This window comes from Bradyrhizobium sp. USDA 4486 (assembly GCF_054057995.1).
In genome coordinates this window covers 2,309,803-2,327,339 of record NZ_JBSRZV010000001.1, presented here as the reverse complement: position 1 = coordinate 2,327,339, position 17,537 = coordinate 2,309,803, and the positions used below count along the sequence as shown (strand labels likewise).

The following is a 17,537-nucleotide window of genomic DNA, read 5'->3' as shown; positions in this document are numbered from 1 at the left end:
ATGAGCACCGAGGCTCGAAAACCGCCGGCCCAGATCGCGCTGAAGGTCAGGCGCATTCTGGGCGGCAAGGCAGGCTGGAACGGCGTTGCCGTCCAATTTGCCTTCGCGGCGATCCTTGGTTGGATCGGCTATGAGATCATCTCCAACGCCCGCGCCAATCTCGAGAACCAGCACATCGCTGCCGGCTTCGGCTTCCTCCGGAATAATGCCGGCTTCGACGTCAATCAGACCCTGATCTCCTACAACGGCTCGGACACGTTCCTGCGGGTGTTCGTCGTGGGGCTCCTCAATACACTCGTGGTCTCGGTGGTCGGCATTTTCTTCGCCACCGTGATCGGCTTTATCGTCGCGCTGTGCCGGCTGTCGCCCAACTGGCTGTTGTCGCGCGTCGGCGAAATCTATGTCGAGATCATCCGCAACCTGCCGCTGCTGTTCCAGATCCTGTTCTGGTACCTCGCGGTTCTTGCGGCCTTGCCTAATCCCAGGCAAAGCATTTCGCTGCTCGGCATCGCCTTCATCAGCAATCGCGGCCTCGTCATTCCCCGTCCGATCGGCGAGAGCGGGCTCGAGCCGTTCCTGGCGGCGCTGGCGTTCGGCATCATCGCTGCGGTGGGCTTGCGTCTCCATGCGAGGCGGGCGCTGTTCCAGCGCGGGCAGATGATCCGCATCTGGCCCTATGTGCTGGGCCTGCTGTTTGGGCTGCCGCTCGCCACTATCATGGTGTTCGGCTTGCCATTCACCGTCGAGCTGCCGCAGCTGAAGGGGTTTAACTTCGCCGGCGGCTCGCGCATCATTCCGGAGTTCGTGGCGCTGACGCTGGCGCTGTCGACCTATACCGCCGCCTTCATCGCCGAGATCGTGCGCGCCGGCATCCTGTCCGTGCACAAGGGGCAGATGGAGGCGGGGTCTTCGCTCGGCCTCAGCCGCGGCGCCACGCTGCGGTTGATCGTCGTGCCGCAGGCGATGCGCGTCATCGTGCCGCCGCTGACCAACCAATATCTCAATCTCACGAAAAATTCTTCGCTCGCGGTCGCGATCGGCTATCCTGACCTCGTCTCGGTCTGGGCCGGCACGTCGCTGAGCCAGACCGGGCAGGCGATCGAGATCATCGCCATGACGATGGGCGTCTATCTTCTGATCTCGCTGCTCACCAGCGCGATCATGAGCGTGTACGGTTGGCGCGTCAGCCGGAGCCTCGGCGCATGACCGATATCACCTCATCCGCCTATGTCCGGCAGGATCTGCTCACCGAGCGTCCTGCGCCGGTGCGGACGACGGGCTTCATTGGCCTCGTGCGCACGCGCCTTTTGAACTCGCCGACCAACGTCCTGATCACCATCGTCAGTGCCTTGCTGCTCTGGTTCACGATCGTTCCGTCAGTCAGGTTCCTGTTCGTCGACGCGGTCTGGACCGGCAATGACCGTGCGGCGTGCCTGACCGAAAACGCAGGTTTTGCGGTCGGCGCCTGCTGGCCCTACATCCAGGCCAAGCTGCCGCAATTGATCTATGGCTTCTATCCCGAGGCCGAGCGCTGGCGCGTCAATCTCACATTCGCCCTGGCGGCGGTCCTGCTCGCGCCAATGCTCGTTCCGCGCCTGCCCGCGAAGGCTGTGAACGCCGGCCTGTTCTTCCTCGCCTTTCCCGTCGTCGCGTTCTTCCTGCTGCATGGCGGCGGGATCTCGGGCTTCGGCGTGAGCTGGACGGCGGGGCTGCTGCAATTGTTCGACGACAGCGTCATCGGCGCCGGGCAGGTCCTGCTCGGTCTCAGCAAGACCTCGGCCATCGCTCCGCTGTTGTGGGCCGTTGGCAACCTGATCGTGCTGGTCGGCAAGGCCATCTTCTGGCTGATCTTTCCCCTGACCTGGCTGCGTGACCAGCTCGAGGGCTCAGGCCAATCGGTCTGGACCGATTTTGCGATCACCACGACCGTCGTCTCGCTGATCGCCTTTGTGCTCGGCGGCGGCGTGCGCACGGGATGGCGCCTGCTGGCATGGAGCATCGTGACTTTCATCGCCATCGCCATCGTGATCAAGCTGATGGGGCTCGATCACGGCGGACTGGCGGTCGTGCAGACGCGGCTCTGGGGTGGTCTTCTGGTGACGCTGGTGGTTTCCGTCGCCGGCATCGTCACGTCATTGCCGATCGGCATTGCGCTGGCGCTCGGCCGCCGTTCCACCATTCCGCTGATCCGGATCTTCTCGATCGCCTTCATCGAATTCTGGCGCGGCGTGCCGCTGATCACGGTGCTGTTCTTCGCAACCTACATGCTGCCGCTTTTCCTGCCGGGCAATTTCACGGTCGACGGCCTCGTCCGCGCGCTGATCGGGATCGCGCTGTTCACGGGCGCCTATCAGGCCGAGAATGTCCGCGGCGGCCTGGCTGCGATCCCGCGAGGTCAGGGCGAAGCGGCGGCGGCGCTCGGGTTGTCCTGGTGGAAGACGACCTCGCTGATCGTGCTGCCGCAGGCGCTGCGCCACGTCATCCCGAACCTCGTCAACAGCTTCATCTCGCTGTTCAAGGATACCTCGCTGGTGTCGATCGTCGCGCTGTTCGATCTGCTGGGCTCGCTGCGCGCCTCGTTCGCGGATCCGAAATGGTCGGCGCCGTCGACATTGTTCACCGGCTTTGCCTTTGCCGGTATCATCTATTTCCTGTTCTGCTTTGGAATGTCACGCTACTCGCTCTTCGTCGAGCACCGCCTCAACGCCCACCGCCGCAACTGATCGAGGTCACCATGTCCGAGCCCATCGTCAAGATTTCCGGCCTGAACAAATGGTACGGCGACTTCCACGTTCTGCGTGACATCGATCTCGAGGTCCAGAAGGGTGAGCGCATCGTGATCTGCGGACCTTCGGGCTCGGGCAAATCGACGCTGATCCGCTGCATCAACGCACTTGAGGAGTTCCAGGAGGGCGAAATCGTCGTCGACGGCATCGAACTCGGGCCGAACCTCAAGCACATCGACGCGGTGCGCCGCGAGGTCGGCATGGTGTTCCAGAGTTTTAACCTATTCCCGCATCTCACGGTGCTCGACAATTGCACGCTGGCGCCGATCTGGGTGCGCAACATTCCGAAGAGGGACGCCGAGGCGACCGCGATGAAATTTCTGGAGCGGGTCAAGATCCCGCATCAGGCCAACAAGTTTCCGGGCCAGATGTCCGGCGGCCAGCAGCAGCGCGTCGCGATCGCGCGTGCGCTGACCATGAATCCGAAGGTGATGCTGTTCGACGAGCCGACCTCGGCGCTCGATCCCGAGATGGTCAAGGAGGTGCTCGACACCATGGTCGACCTCGCCGAGGAGGGCATGACGATGCTGGTCGTCACCCACGAGATGGGCTTTGCCCGCGAGGTCGCCAACCGCGTCGTGTTCATGGACGCTGGCCAGATCATCGAGGCCAACACGCCCAATGAGTTTTTTGCGGCTCCGCAGCATGCGCGGACGAAGCTGTTTTTGAGCCAGATCTTGCGGTGATCCAAGCCGTGCTGCCGTAGGGCGGGCAAAGGCTCTTGCGCCGTGCCCACCATCGTCCGTGACCGCAACAACCGGTGGGCACGCTTCGCTTTGCCCACCCTACGGCAGCTGGGCCGCGACCGCTAAAACAAGCGCCAGCACCTCGCCTAGACGAACGGCGGCTTGATGTTGCTGCGCTTCTCGAGCCACTCCGGCACGGGCAGGTTCTTGGCGCGCATGAAATCCGCGTTGAACAGTTTTGATTGATAGCGGCTGCCGGAATCGCACAGCACGGTCACGATGGTCTTGCCGGGTCCGAGCTGCTTGGCGAGCCGCATTGCGCCTGCGATGTTGATGCCGGTCGAGCCCCCAAGGCAGAGGCCCTCGTGCTGGAGCAGCTCATAGATGACGGTGACAGCCTCGGTGTCGGGAATGAGATAGGCCTCGTCGACCTTGGCGGTCTCGACAATCGCGGTCGCGCGGTTGAGGCCGATGCCCTCGGTGATCGAGCCACCGGGCGTCGCCTTGGCATCGCCAGTCCTGAAGTATTCGTACATGCCGGCGCCGTGCGGATCGGCGCAGGCGATGCGGATGTCCTTGTTCTTCTCTTTCAGATAGCGGCTGACGCCGGCGAGCGTGCCGCCGCTGCCGACCGAGCAGACGAAGCCGTCGACCTTGCCGCCGGTCTGCTCCCAGATCTCCGGGCCAGTGGACTCGTGATGCGCCTTGGCATTGTCGAGATTGTTCCACTGGTCGGCGAACAGCACGCCATTGGGCTCGGTCTTGCGCAGCTCGTCGGCCAGCCTGCGGCCGACATGCTGGTAGTTGTTGGGATTGGCGTAGGGCAGGGCGGGCACCTCGATCAGCTCGGCGCCGCAGAGCTTCAGGAAATCCTTCTTCTCCTGGCTCTGCGTCTCCGGGATCACGATCAGCGTGCGGTAGCCGCGCGCGCTCGCCACGACCGCAAGGCCGATGCCGGTGTTGCCGGCGGTCGCTTCCACCACGAGACCGCCCGGCTTGAGCTCGCCGCGCTTCTCGGCCTCCAGGATCATCCATTTGCCGGCGCGGTCCTTTACCGACTGCCCGGGATTCATGAACTCGGCCTTGCCGAGGATGGTGCATCCGGTCAATTCCGACGCGCGCTTGAGCTTGATCAGCGGGGTGTTGCCGATGGCTTCGACAACGTCGTTTCGAATGGTCATATCGGGGGAAATCACTGGCAAGGGTTGATCCGGTTGGCCAGAACCTAGTGCTTGGGAGGCCAAAGGGGAAGGCTTTTGCGCTGCGGCGAAAGTGGCGGAAAGCAACACTGGAAATTGGTGAAATGATATTTTCGATCACCGTCCGGCCATGGAAGATATGGCCGTCGCGAGCAGCCTAACAAAGTGAATGGCGCGGAGGACGGAGGACATAGATGTGCGTCAGCCGCGATCATCGATGGCCTTGCGAGACCCGCCCACGCGCGCTTCAGACGGAGCCAAAGCAGCATGTTGCAGGTTGCTGCTAGTGCGGCCGGATCAAACGGCTTCTGCGCCGGTGTGGCGCCAATATCACATGAAATCTTAGTAAGCTTGAGCGTCCTTTGCTGCGGCTCCAAAATGCAAAAAAACTCTGCTACACAGGCATTTCTTGCATTTTTGCAGCTCCGGTACAGAGCGGCTCGGCCCACCATCTCGCACCTGCGGGACTGTCCCGCTGTTCCGCACCCGGCTAGTATGAATCTCAGAGTTCCGAGAAAGCATCGCCTGTGAGCGGGTTATCCAACGCCTCCCGACTGTTCCGCCGCGAATCGGTTAATCCGGCTCGGCGGTGGCGGCTCGATCTGCCCGGCGGGGGGTGGATGTGACACAGGATGTTTCTGTGATCGCCGTGCGGCGGTCCCCGGAGTCTGCATCCCGGATGCGGCGCGCCGCGCGCTGGCTTGCGGTGCTGTGCCTCGCCGCGAGTTCGGGCGCGTGCGTGCTGACGCAGGATCTCCCGAATCCCGCGCTCGACGTTCCCACGCAGTACAAATATGCGGGCAAGGGTAATGCGCCGCCGTCACTGGATTGGTGGCGCGGCTTTCGCTCGGCCGAGCTCACGCAACTGATGGAGGAGGCGCAGACTGTCAACCTCGACATCGCTGCCGCCGTCGCGCGTATCGTCGAGGCGGATGCGCAGGCGCGACAGGCGGGTGCGGCGCTGCTGCCGAGCCTGTCCGGCACCGGGCAGGAGACCTATTCGCGCACCTCGGGCTCGAGCGCCTCGGGCCTCTCCATCGGCGGCCGCGAGGTCGTCAACTACCAGGCCTCGCTCAGCGCCAGCTATCAGCTCGATTTCTGGGGGCAAAACCGCGACGCACTGCAGACGGCGGAGGAGACGGCGATCGCCAACCGGTTCGATCGTGACGTCGTCGCGCTGACGACGCTGGCCAGCGTCGCCAATGCCTATTTCCAGGTGCTGGCGTCGCAGGACCGCTTGCGGACCGCGCAGAACAACATAGCAAGCGCACAGCGCATCCTCGATGCCATCAAGGAGCGCCGCAAGGCCGGCACCAGCACCGATCTGGACGTCGCGCAGCAGGAGAGCGTACTCGGCAACCAGAAGGCGTCGGTGCCGCCGCTGCGCCAGACGCTCGACCAGAATGTCAACGCGCTCGCCGTGCTGGTGTCGCGCCCGCCGGAGAGCGTGCGGGTGCACGGCGGCTCGCTGAACAACATCGCCATCCCCAAGGTCACGCCTGGCCTGCCGTCGGAGATTTTGACGCAGCGGCCGGACATCCGCCGGCAGGAGGCGCAGCTTGCCTCGGCCACCGCGAACATCGGCAATGCCCGCGCGCAGTTCTTTCCGACCATTCAGCTGACCGGCAATGGCGGCTATCAGAGCTCGGCGCTGGCCTCACTGTTCCAGCCGCATGCGGCGTTCTTCCAACTCGTCGGCAGCGCGACGCAGCCGATCTTCGACGGTGGCAAGATCCTCGGCAATTTCGAATTCGCCAAGGCGCGGCAGGATGAATTGCTCCAGACCTACCGCAAGACCATCGTCCAGTCCTTTGCCGACGTGGACAATGCGCTGTACTCGATCAAGCAGACCACGATCAAGCTGCAATTGCAGCGCGATATCGTCACCTCGTCCCGGCGCGCCTTTGATCTCGCCGAGCAGCAATTGCGCGCCGGCACCGCCGACATCGTGACGGTGCTGAACGTCCAGCAGACACTATTTCAGGCGGAAGACGCGCTGTGGCAGGCCCAACTCGCACGGCTTCTTGCCATCGTCAGCCTGTATCAGGCGCTTGGCGGCGGCTGGGAGCCGCGCATGGAGAAACCGGTCAATGCTCTGGAGCCGCGCATGGAGAAACCGGTCAATGCTCTTTAAACCGGACACGAAGCAAGGCGCGAAAGAGGGAGCGGCGAAAAAGTCGCGCGGCCGCGGCTTCGTCATGACCCTGATCACGCTCGCGATCCTCGGCGGCCTCGGTTACGTCGGTTGGATCGTTACGCATCAGCAGCAGGCCAACAACCGCAACCAGCGCCCCGATTTGCCGGTGCCGGTGCTGGCGGCGACCCCTCGCATCCAGGACGTGCCCGTCTATCTCGACGGCGTCGGCGCGATCCGCGCCCTCAACACCGTGACCGTGCGCTCGCAGGTCGACGGCAAGCTGATCGCGGTCAACTTCACCGAAGGCCAGGACGTCAAGAAGGGCGACGTGCTCGCCGAGATCGACCCGGCCATCTACCAGGCGCAATACGACCAGGCCGTCGCCAAGAAAGCGCAGGACCAGGCCCAGCTCGCCAACCAGCGCATCGACCTGGCGCGCTACGAGCAGCTTGCCGCCACCAATGCCGGCTCCAAGCAGCAGGCCGACACACAGCGGGCGCTGGTCGCGCAGACGGAGGCGCTGGTCAAGGCCGACCAGGCCGCGATCGACAACGCGGCGGCGACGCTGAGCTACACCAAGATCGTGGCGCCGCTCTCGGGCCGCGCCGGCCTGCGCCAGGTCGACCAGGGCAACATCATCCACGCATCAGACACCACGGGCCTCGTGGTGATCACGCAGTTGCAGCCGATCGCGGTATGGTTCAGCCTGCCGCAGCAGCAGATCATGCGCGTCAATGCGGCCGCCGCAAAGGGCACGCTCGCGGTCGACGTGTTCGGCAATGACGGCGTCACCGTGATCGACACCGGCAAGCTGACCGGCATCGACAACCAGGTCGACCAGACCACCGGCACGCTGAGGCTCAAGGCCGAATTCCCGAACGCCAATTACCAGCTCTGGCCGGGCCAGTTCGTCAATGTCCGCCTCCAGGTCGAGACCTTGATGCGGGCGCTTGTCGTGCCGACCTCTGCGGTGCAGCGCGGCCCGATCGGCACCTTCAGCTACGTCATCGGCGAGGACAATGTGGTCTCGGCCAAGCCGGTGACGGTGACGCAGCAGAACGAGCATGATGCTGTGATTGCCAGCGGCCTGTCGCCGACCGACAAGGTCGTCACCACGGGCTTTGCCAATCTGTCCGACGGCTCCAAGGTCGTCGTCGGCCGCGACGACCAGACCCCGTCGGCCGATCTCGCCCCGCGCAAGCGGTCGCGCGGGCCGCAGGGCGAGGCGCAGAAGAAGGATGGCGCCAAGGACGGTCAGAAAGACTCGCAAAAGGACGGACAGGCGAAGGACGGCGAGTTCCGCGCCAAACGCAAGAGCAGCGAAGGCGACCAGAAGGGCCAGACCGGACCTGCGCCGGGGCCGGGGGCCTCATCGGGAGCTGGAGCCAAGCAGCCATGATCCCGACAACAGCCGTGTGACGCGGCAGGGCTAACCCATGGGTGTTTCCGAACCCTTCATTCGCCGCCCGATCGCGACCTCGCTGCTCGGCATCGCGCTCCTGATCGGCGGCGCCCTCGGCTATTTCGCGCTGCCGGTCTCGGCGCTGCCGCAGGTCGACTTCCCGACCGTGCAGGTGACGACGCAGCTGCCAGGCGCGAGCCCCGACGTGATCGCCTCGTTGATCACGGCGCCCCTGGAGCGGCAACTCGGCCAGATCCCGTCGCTGTCGGCGATGAACTCGACGAGCTCGTTCGGCATCAGCCAGATCTCGCTCCAGTTCGATCTCAACCGCGACATCGACGGCGCCACCCAGGACGTGCAGGCCGCGATCAACGCGGCCGCCGGCGTGCTGCCGAAAACGCTGCCTTATCCGCCGACCTATGCCAAGGTGAACCCGGCGGATGCGCCGGTGATGACCCTGGCGCTGCGCTCGGACACCATCTCGCTGCGGGCGATGAGTGACATCGCCGACACGCTCCTGGCGCAGCGGCTGAGCCAGATCTCCGGCGTCGGGCGCGTCTCCGTGCTCGGCGGGCTGAAGCCGGCCGTGCGCATCCAGGCGGACCTCGCGCGCCTCGCCGCCTATGGCATTGCCATGGAGGACCTGCGCACTGCGATCGCCAACGCCAACGTCTCCGGGCCGAAGGGCTCGCTCGACGGTGCGCAGCAATCCTACATCATCGCCGCCAACGACCAGATCGCCGCGGCCGACGCCTACAAGCCTGTCATCATCGCCTATCGCAACGGCTCGCCGGTCACGATCGCCGACGTCGCGCAGATCGTCGACGGGCTCGAGAACGACCGCACCGGCGGCTGGTATCAGGGGTCGCCGGCCGTCATCATCGACATCCAGCGCCAGCCCGGCGCCAATGTCATCGACGTCGTCAGCCAGATCCGCGCCGAAATCCCCAAGGTCCAGCGCGCCATTCCTGCCGGCGTGAACCTCACCATCGTCTCCGACCGCACCGTCACCATCCGCGCCTCGGTGCGCGACGTGCAATTCACGCTGATCCTCAGCGTCGTGCTGGTGACGCTGGTGGTGCTGCTGTTCCTGCGTTCGCTGCGGGCCACGCTGATCGCCGGTGTCGCGCTGCCGCTGTCGCTGATCACCAGCTTCGGCATCATGTATTTCGCCGGCTTCAGCCTGGACAATCTGTCGCTGATGGCGCTGACGATCGGTACCGGCTTCGTCGTCGACGACGCCATCGTCATGATCGAGAACATCGTTCGCCACATGGAGAACGGCGAGAGCGCGATGGAGGCCTCGCTGAAAGGCGCCAGCGAGATCGGCTTCACCGTGATCTCGCTGACCGTGTCGCTGATTGCGGTGTTCATCCCGCTGCTGTTCATGTCAGGCCTCGTGGGGCGTATGTTCCGCGAGTTCGCGCTGACGCTGACCATCGCGGTCGTGACCTCGGCCGTGGTGTCGCTGACGCTGACGCCGATGATGTGCTCGCGGCTGCTGCGGCATGCGCATGAGGAGCTCGCGGTGCCGGGGCTCGCCGCGATCAGCCGCTTCATCGATCGCACCGTTGAGTTCTATCACCGCACGCTGCTCTGGGTGCTGGAGCGCCAGCGCGCCACGCTGGTCGTGACCTTTGCGACCCTCATTGCGACCCTCGTGCTCTACGTCGTCGCGCCAAAGGGATTCCTGCCGCTGCAGGACACCGCCTCGATCACGGCCGTGACGGAGGCGGGGCCGGACGTGTCGTTCGCGGAGATGCAGAAGCGGCAGGCTGAAGCCGCCGACGCCATCAAGGCCGACCCCGATGTGGTCGGCGTCGTCTCCGTGATCGGCGCAGGCTCGGTCAACCCGACCACCAATGTCGGGCGGCTCGTCATGACCTTGAAGCCGCGCGGCGAGCGGCACCACGATGTCGGCGTGGTCGTGAACCGGCTGAAGGAGAAGGTCGCCGGCATCCCCGGCATGACGGTCTATTTCCAGCCGGTGCAGGACGTGCAGATCTCGACCCAGTCGAGCCGCTCGCAATACCAGTACACGCTGACAGGCACCGACGCGGCACTGGTGTCAGAATGGGCGCGCAAGCTGATTGCGGAGATGCGGCGCGATCCCTTGTTCCGCGACGTCTCCTCCGAGGCGCAGGAGGGCGGCCTGCGGGCGCAGCTCGACGTCGACCGCACCCGCGCCGGCCAACTGGGCGTGAGCCTGCAAGCCATCACCGACACGCTCAACGACGCCTTTGCTCAGAGACAGATTTCGACCATCTACGGCCAAGCCAACCAGTACCGCGTGGTGCTGGAGGCGCTGCCAATGTACCAGCGCGATCCCTCGATCTTGTCGAAGCTGTATCTGCCAGGCGCGGCGAGCGCCGCCGCCGGCGCGCCCAACGCCCAGGTGCCGCTGTCGGCCGTGGCGACACTGAAGCGCACCACGGCGCCGCTGGCGATCTCGCATCAGGCGCAGTTCCCGGCGGTGTCGCTCAGCTTCAACCTCGCTCCGGGCGCTGCGCTCGGCGACGCGATCGAGGCGGTAAAGACGATCGAGACCCGGATCGGCATGCCCAACAGCATCGTCGGCGTTTATGCCGGCGATGCCGCCGAATTTGCCAAGGCACTCGCCGGCCAGCCCTGGCTGCTGCTCGCCGCCGTGATCACGATCTACATCGTGTTAGGGGTGCTCTATGAGAGCTACATCCACCCGATCACGATCCTCTCGACGCTGCCCTCGGCCGGCGTCGGCGCCATCCTGGCGCTGGTCTTGTGCGGGCAGGACCTCTCGGTGATCGGCCTGATCGGCATCATCCTCCTGATGGGCATCGTCAAGAAGAATGCGATCATGATGATCGACTTCGCGCTCGAGGCCGAGCGCGGACAGGGGATGTCTGCCCACGAGGCCATCGTGCAGGCGTGCCTGTTGCGCTTTCGTCCGATCATGATGACGACGCTGGCGGCCCTGTTCGGCGCGCTGCCGCTGGCGATCGAGAGCGGCACCGGCGCCGAGCTGCGCTTTCCGCTCGGCATCTCCATCATCGGCGGCCTTCTGCTTAGCCAGCTGCTGACGCTCTACACCACGCCCGTGATCTACCTCGCGCTCGACCGCATCAATCGCCGCCTCGAACAGGCGCTGCCGCCGGCCGAATCCGGCGGCCCGCCGGTCGCGGGCGCGACCGAGGGGATGCAGTGATGGCGTCGATCTCGGAGCCCTTCATCCGCCGGCCGGTCGCGACCACGCTGCTGTCGATCGGGCTGTTCCTGCTGGGTGTGGTCGCCTACGAGTTCCTGCCGGTCGCCTCGGTCCCGAACGTCGATTTCCCGGCCATCTTCGTCTCGGCGAGCCGGCCGGGCGCCGATCCGTCGGTGATGGCAGCGACCGTGGCCTCGCCGCTGGAGCGGCGGCTGGGCGAGATCGCCGGGATCAACCAGATCACCTCGACGTCGTCGCTTGGCGTCACCAATATCCAGCTCCAGTTCGACATCGGCCGCAACATCGACAAGGCCGCGCGCGACGTGCAGGCCGCGATCAATGCCGCGCTGGTTGACCTGCCGAGCGACCTGCCGACGCTGCCGCGCTTCCGCAAAGCCAACACGGCCGGCGCGCCCGTGTTCGTGCTGGCGCTGACCTCGAAGACGCTGTCAGCCAGCGCCATCTACGATGTCGCCGATACCGTGCTGGCGCAGCGCATCTCGCAGGTGCCCGGCGTCGGCGATGTCACCGTGTCGGGCGCCGACCAGCCGGCGGTGCGGGTGCAGCTCAACCCCGTCGCGCTGTCGAATGCCGGCATCGCCACTGACGACGTCCGGACCGCGATCATCAACGCCAACCCGCTTGGCCCTGTCGGCATCTTCAATGGCGAGCGCCAGAGCGAGACGCTGGCGCTGAACAGGCAGATGCGCACAGCGAAGGAGTTCCGCGACATCGTCATCAAGAGCTCGAAGGGCAATTTTGTCCGGCTCTCCGATGTCGCCGACATCGAGGATTCCGTCCGCAACGCCCGCTCCATCGCCTGGTTCAACAAGCAGCCGGCGGTGCTGATCCAGATCACCAAGCAGGGCGATGCCAACGTCATCGATACCGTCGACCGGGTGAAGGCGCTGATCCCCGAATTGAAGCAATGGATCCCTGCCGGCGTCGACATCTCCACCCTGGTCGACCGGACCAGCACGATCCGGGCCAGCGTACTCGACATGCAATGGACGCTGCTCGCGACCGCCATGCTCGTGATGGTCGTGGTGTTCGTGTTCCTGCGCCGGCTGACGCCGACGATCGCGGCCGGCATCTCGGTGCCGCTGGCGCTCGCCGGCACCTGCGCCGGCATGTGGGTCGCGGGCTTCTCGATCGACAATCTGTCGCTGATGGCACTCGCGATCTCGGTCGGCTTCGTCGTCGACGACGCCATCGTCATGATCGAGAACATGTTCCGCAATCTCGAGCATGGCATGCGGCCGATGCAGGCGGCGCTGGACGGCGCGAAGCAGATCGGATTCACGGTCGTTTCGATCAGCCTGTCGCTGATCGCCGCGTTCACCCCGCTGATCTTCATGGACGGCATCGTCGGCCGCCTGTTGCGCGAATTCTCGCTGACGCTGACCTTCGCGATCCTGGTCTCGACGCTGGTGTCGCTGACGGTGACGCCGATGATCTGCGCCCACTACATCCGGCAGACCACCTCCGGCACGGCGACGTTGTTCGACCGCCTGATCGAGGGCTCGCTGTCGCGCATCGTCGCCTTCTACGCCCGTACCTTGCGCACGGTGCTGGAATTCCCGCTGCTGACGCTGCTGGTGTTCTTCGCCACCATCGCGCTGACGGTGACGCTCTACGTCAAGGTCCCCAAGGGTTATTTCCCGACCGATGATAGCGGCTTCGTCATCGGCGCGACGCGGGCCTCGGCCGACATCTCGTTCCAGTCCATGCTCGGCCTGCAGCAGCGGCTGGCCGATATCGTGATGCAGGATCCGGCCGTCGCCGGCATCGGCTCGACCGTCGGCAGCGGAGGCGGGGGCCCGGGCGCTGCAACCTCGAACCGCGGCACCATGTTCATCAGCCTGAAGCCGCCGGAGGAGCGCGATCACGTCTCGACCGAGGTCGTGATCGACCGCCTCAGGCGCGCGCTGTTCGCGGTGCCCGGCATCCGCCTCTTCATGTTCGCCGCCCAGGACGTGCGCGCTGGCGGACGGCAGAGCGATTCCGACTATCAGTATACGCTGAGCAGCACCGATCTCAGCCTGTTGCAGAAATGGGCGCCGATCGTGGCCAAGCGCATGGAGAGCGTCGAAGGCATCACCGACATCTCCAGCGACCGCGATCCCGGCGGGCTTCAGCTGACCTTGTCGATCGACCGCCAAAAAGCCTCGGCGCTCGGCGTCCGCGTCCAGGACATCGACAATGCCCTGAACAACGCGTTCTCGCAGCGGCAGATCTCGATCATCTACACCCAGCGCAACCAGTACATGGTGGTGCTGGAGATTGATCCGAAATTCCAGGTCGACCCGTCCAACCTCGACCACATCTACGTCGCCGGCGCCAATGATGCGCAGGTGCCGCTCTCGGCCGTGGTGCATGCGACGCGCGGGCTCGCCGCGCTCGCGGTCTACCACTCGCAGTCGTTCCCCTCGACCACGGTGTCGTTCAATCTGTTGCCAAATGTGCCGCTCCAGGCCGCGACGCAGAACATCCAGCGCGCCGTCGAGGAGTTGCACATGCCGGAAGGAATCCGCGGCAGCTTTGACGGCAATGCCGGCGAGTTCGCCAGGACCAGCGGTCGCCAGCCGCTTCTCATCCTCGGCGCGCTGGTCGCGATGTACATCGTTTTGGGCGTGCTCTACGAGAGCCTCGCCCACCCGCTGACGATCATCTCGACGCTGCCTTCGGCCGGCCTTGGCGCGCTACTGGCGCTTCAGCTCACCAACACGCCGCTGACGGTGATCGCCTTCGTCGGCATCATCCTCTTGATCGGCATCGTCAAGAAGAACGGCATCATGATGGTGGACTTCGCGCTCGATGCCGAGCGGCAGCGCGGCCTGTCTTCGGCGGAGGCGATCTTCGAAGCCTGCCAGGCGCGCTTCCGCCCGATCCTGATGACGACGATGGCGGCGCTGTTCGCCGGCATTCCGCTTGTTGTCGCGACCGGCCCGGGCACCGAGTTGCGCCGTCCGCTCGGCATCACCATCATCGGCGGCCTGTTCGTCTCGCAAATCCTGACGCTCTACACCACGCCCGTGATCTACCTCCTGATCGACCGCCTGCGGCGCCGCTCCGAGCCGCGACCGCTGCCTGCGCCGGCGGAATAGGTTGTTGAAGCGCCGCGCGGAGCGTATAGCGGCCACCATGTCGAACCCCACAGCCGCGGTCCCGGCCGATCCGATCCCCGAATGCCCGCATTGCCAGAAGCCGATGCCGCTGTGCATCTGCGACAGCATCACGCCGATCGAGAATCGCCTTTCGCTCCTGATCCTCCAGCACCCCCAGGAGCAGGACAGGGCGCTCGGCACCGCGCGCCTGCTGGCGAAGCATTTCGAGGATGCCACCGTACGTGTCGGCCTATCCTGGCCGAGCCTATCCAAGGCACTGGGCCGGCCGATCGAGAACGCCGCGCGCTGGGCCGTGCTCTATCTCGGCTCGGCCCGCGCCGCCGATCTCGATGCCGAGGGTGAGATCGTCGCGCTCAACCGCAAGGGCGAGGTCGCGGAGAACCAGCGTGCCATCCTCGGCAAGCTCGAAGGCGTGGTGCTGCTCGACGGCACCTGGAGCCAGGCCAAGGCGCTGTGGTGGCGCAATCCCTGGATGCTCAAGTGCCAGCGCGTGATCCTCAATCCGGCCCACTCTTCGCGCTACGGGCGCCTGCGCCGCGAGCCGCGCAGCGATGGGCTCTCGACCATCGAAGCAGCCGCCACGATCCTCGCCGGCCTCGAGCGGCGCCCCGATATCGCCGAGACCCTGCACGCGAGTTTTGAACGGCTGTTAGCGCGCTACCGCGAGGTCCAAGCCGAGATGCCGGAACTGGCGCCCAAGCCTGCACCAAAGGGCCGCCGGCGCGACTTCAGGCGTCGCAAACGAGCCTGATTGCAGCCCACGTCCTCCGTAGGCTTGATTGCACCCGCGACAGGCGGGCGCGATGCTGCTGGAGGAGGGGCGGATCGTGGCTTCCGGACGACCGAGGATATCCTCGGGCGCAGTCCCGTCGGAGCCGGGACATAGGCACCCGGTCGGGGTTGCCTAAGCTATTGATCCCCTATATTGGTCCGCTCTTACGGGGCCACGTGGCGGAGTGGTTACGCAACGGTCTGCAAAACCGTGTACACCAGTTCAATTCTGGTCGTGGCCTCCATCACAACCTATTGCAAATCCTCGCAAAATTCATTCGCCGTCTGTTCCGCTGATGCGGCCTGCTACCGGATTGCTACTTTTCTGTTCCCGCTTCTGAGCGGCGGCCTTAAGAGCAGCGTCGACCATGGCCGCCGCGTCCTCCTGCATGCCCGGGATGACGTGGCTGTACAGATCCAGTGTTATCCCCACCTTGCTGTGCCCGAGGCGCTCGCTGGCGATCTTGGGGTGAACGCCGTTAGCCAGCAGGTGCGTGGCATGGGCGTGGCGCAGATCGTGAAAGCGGAGGCGCGCCAGCTTCGTCCTTGCGATGACCCGCGCCCATAGTTGGGAAATATAGATTGGGGCCATAACCGACCCGTCGGGCTGGACCATCACGAGATCATCGTCGGATAGCCTCACGCCGAGCCGCAGAAGCTCCTCCGCGCGCTTTGCGCGGTGCGCCCGCAATTCGTCCACGACGGTTTGAGACAGCGCCACCGTCCGGCCCTTGCCGCTCTTTGGGGACTTGAAGCGAAGCCCTTTGGACTTGCCGCCTTTGGTCTGCTCCAGGCTCTCGACGACCGACATTTGGCCGGCCGCAAGATCGACATTTCGCCAGCGCAGGGCGCAAATCTCTCCGCGGCGGAGCCCGCACAGGACGGCCAGCAACACGGGAACGAAAATAGGGCTGCCCCGCACGTGATCCAGCACGTCCGCGGTCTGCGACAGGTCATAGGTCTTCATGGGGCGCCACTCGACCTTGGGCGGATCAACAGAAGTCGCCGGGTTGCGGGCGAGCTTTTCCCATTTCACGGCTTGGCCGAGCGCCTGATGCAGGACCCGGTGCATGTGTCCCACCGTGCGCGGCGACAGTCCTCCGGATCCTTTGCGGCGCCCGCTTTCGAGCGCAGCGGAGTACGCCACCGAAATCTGAGCCGGCTTGAGCTTCGAGAGAACGATCGGGCCGAGGGCAGGGATTAGGTTTTGCTTCACGATGCCGGAATAGCGCTCGAAGGTCTTTGGTGAGACCTGCGTCTTTGCGTGACCTAGCCAGGCGGTCAGATAGACCTCCACGGTTTCGCGCGAGGGTTCGACATACTGCCCCTTGGCAAGGTCCGCGATAATCAGGGCGCATTTTTCCTGCGCCTCGCGCTTGCCCTTACAGCCCGGGAGGGAGTGCCATTTTTTCTTGCGCTTGCCCGTGACGGAATCCCGAATGTCAACGACGGCGTACCAGTGCCCCTTACCGCGTTCTCGAACGTGCCCCTTCATGACGTCACCGCCTTCTTTTGCTGATAGTGGAATTCGTTCCTGCAGGCATCGCTGCAAAATTTCGAGCCGACGCGCTTGGCGCCGCGCCGGCCGCCGACCTCAAACCAGTTTCCGCAGTTCTCACAGGCCTGCAGGCCTCGGCCGCCTGCGATCGATTGCGCGAGCTGTAGACGCATAGCGTCCAAAAGCACCCGCGGACGCAGCACCACTTTGGGCTCCGGCTTGCCGGGCAGCAGCATCACGCCCACGTCGGTTATGGCCGCGCCGGCTCGCGGGAGGGCATTTTCGTTCTTGGCACGGCGCAGCCCGTGCATTGTTTCGTTCATGAACTCGACGGCACTGCGCCAGCTCTCTAGCGTCTCAAACTCACCGTCGTACCCGTATGTTTGCACGAAGCCGTAATCGTGAGCGAACCGCAGACATGCCTCCGCGAAGGGCTTGCCTTCGGGGTAATTTTTTAGGGCCGCAAATCTCAAATATAGGTCAGCTGTCGTGGCCAGGGGCTGGCGTGGTTCGGACTTTCCGATTTGTTGGATGACCGGCTCGCGGATGGCCGCGAGCGCATTGCTTTTGTCGTCAGGTCCAGGCTCGACGAGCTCATAGCGCTCGGCCACCGGCCAAAGAAATTCGATGTTGATAGCTGACATTCTGGCCCCATAACGCGAGTTCAACGGATATTCGCGAATGTCAACGTAATACGTTTAATTTTCGAACGCAACAGGATACGTTGAGCCCTGTCGATAACCGAT

The 17,537-nt window shown here is 64.7% G+C and carries 11 protein-coding genes and 1 tRNA gene; 9 read left to right on the top strand and 3 right to left on the bottom strand.

The features are described 5' to 3' along the window. Genes ACVWY3_RS11390 through ACVWY3_RS11380 form a run of 3 tightly spaced genes read left to right on the top strand, consistent with a single transcriptional unit; the run spans position 1 to position 3,472 of the window. Entirely contained in the window at positions 1-1,206 is a 1,206-nt protein-coding gene (locus tag ACVWY3_RS11390) for an amino acid ABC transporter permease (RefSeq protein ID WP_456838519.1), read from the top strand. Next, positions 1,203-2,723 carry an amino acid ABC transporter permease gene (locus tag ACVWY3_RS11385; RefSeq protein WP_456838518.1) on the top strand — a complete coding sequence of 507 codons (1,521 nt, stop codon included), beginning with the start codon at positions 1,203-1,205 and terminating at the stop codon, positions 2,721-2,723. Before ACVWY3_RS11390 ends, ACVWY3_RS11385 begins: the two co-directional genes overlap by 4 nt. 11 nt (positions 2,724-2,734) lie before the next feature. Continuing rightward, positions 2,735-3,472 (top strand): amino acid ABC transporter ATP-binding protein, encoded by a 738-nt coding sequence (locus ACVWY3_RS11380; RefSeq protein ID WP_283079308.1) that lies wholly within the window; start codon positions 2,735-2,737, stop codon positions 3,470-3,472. Between the two features lie 146 nt (positions 3,473-3,618). Here the strand turns inward: ACVWY3_RS11380 and ACVWY3_RS11375 are convergent, their stop codons facing one another. Next, complete coding sequence (locus tag ACVWY3_RS11375) at positions 3,619-4,653, bottom strand: cysteine synthase A (protein WP_456838517.1); 1,035 nt, start codon at positions 4,651-4,653, stop codon at positions 3,619-3,621. A 634-nt stretch (positions 4,654-5,287) separates the two neighbouring features. On the opposite strand from ACVWY3_RS11375, the gene ACVWY3_RS11370 reads away from it, so the two are divergent. The 6 genes from ACVWY3_RS11370 to ACVWY3_RS11345 all read left to right on the top strand — a co-directional run bounded on the left by ACVWY3_RS11370 (position 5,288) and on the right by ACVWY3_RS11345 (position 15,538). Continuing rightward, positions 5,288-6,805 (top strand): efflux transporter outer membrane subunit, encoded by a 1,518-nt coding sequence (locus tag ACVWY3_RS11370; protein WP_456838516.1) that lies wholly within the window; start codon positions 5,288-5,290, stop codon positions 6,803-6,805. Continuing rightward, positions 6,795-8,207 carry an efflux RND transporter periplasmic adaptor subunit gene (locus ACVWY3_RS11365; RefSeq protein WP_456838515.1) on the top strand — a complete coding sequence of 471 codons (1,413 nt, stop codon included), beginning with the start codon at positions 6,795-6,797 and terminating at the stop codon, positions 8,205-8,207. Before ACVWY3_RS11370 ends, ACVWY3_RS11365 begins: the two co-directional genes overlap by 11 nt. Positions 8,208-8,244: 37 nt before the next feature. Further along, positions 8,245-11,394, top strand: a complete 3,150-nt coding sequence (locus tag ACVWY3_RS11360; protein WP_456838514.1) for an efflux RND transporter permease subunit — start codon at positions 8,245-8,247, stop codon at positions 11,392-11,394. Continuing rightward, complete coding sequence (locus tag ACVWY3_RS11355; protein ID WP_456838513.1) at positions 11,394-14,501, top strand: efflux RND transporter permease subunit; 3,108 nt, start codon at positions 11,394-11,396, stop codon at positions 14,499-14,501. The genes ACVWY3_RS11360 and ACVWY3_RS11355 overlap by 1 nt, the downstream gene beginning before the upstream one ends. 37 nt (positions 14,502-14,538) lie before the next feature. Beyond that, positions 14,539-15,273 carry a tRNA-uridine aminocarboxypropyltransferase gene (locus ACVWY3_RS11350; protein WP_456838512.1) on the top strand — a complete coding sequence of 245 codons (735 nt, stop codon included), beginning with the start codon at positions 14,539-14,541 and terminating at the stop codon, positions 15,271-15,273. A gap of 191 nt (positions 15,274-15,464) precedes the next feature. Beyond that, positions 15,465-15,538: transfer RNA gene (locus tag ACVWY3_RS11345), tRNA-Cys, on the top strand. Between the two features lie 29 nt (positions 15,539-15,567). Here ACVWY3_RS11345 and ACVWY3_RS11340 read toward each other — a convergent pair. Both ACVWY3_RS11340 and ACVWY3_RS11335 read right to left on the bottom strand, forming a co-directional pair. Then, a complete protein-coding gene (locus ACVWY3_RS11340) occupies positions 15,568-16,788 on the bottom strand; it encodes a tyrosine-type recombinase/integrase (protein ID WP_456838511.1) in 1,221 nt (406 codons plus the stop codon). Next, the gene (locus ACVWY3_RS11335; protein ID WP_456838510.1) at positions 16,785-17,435 is read right to left on the bottom strand and encodes a hypothetical protein; all 651 of its coding nucleotides are present in this window, start codon (positions 17,433-17,435) and stop codon (positions 16,785-16,787) included. The genes ACVWY3_RS11340 and ACVWY3_RS11335 overlap by 4 nt, the downstream gene beginning before the upstream one ends. Positions 17,436-17,537 lie beyond the last annotated feature (102 nt).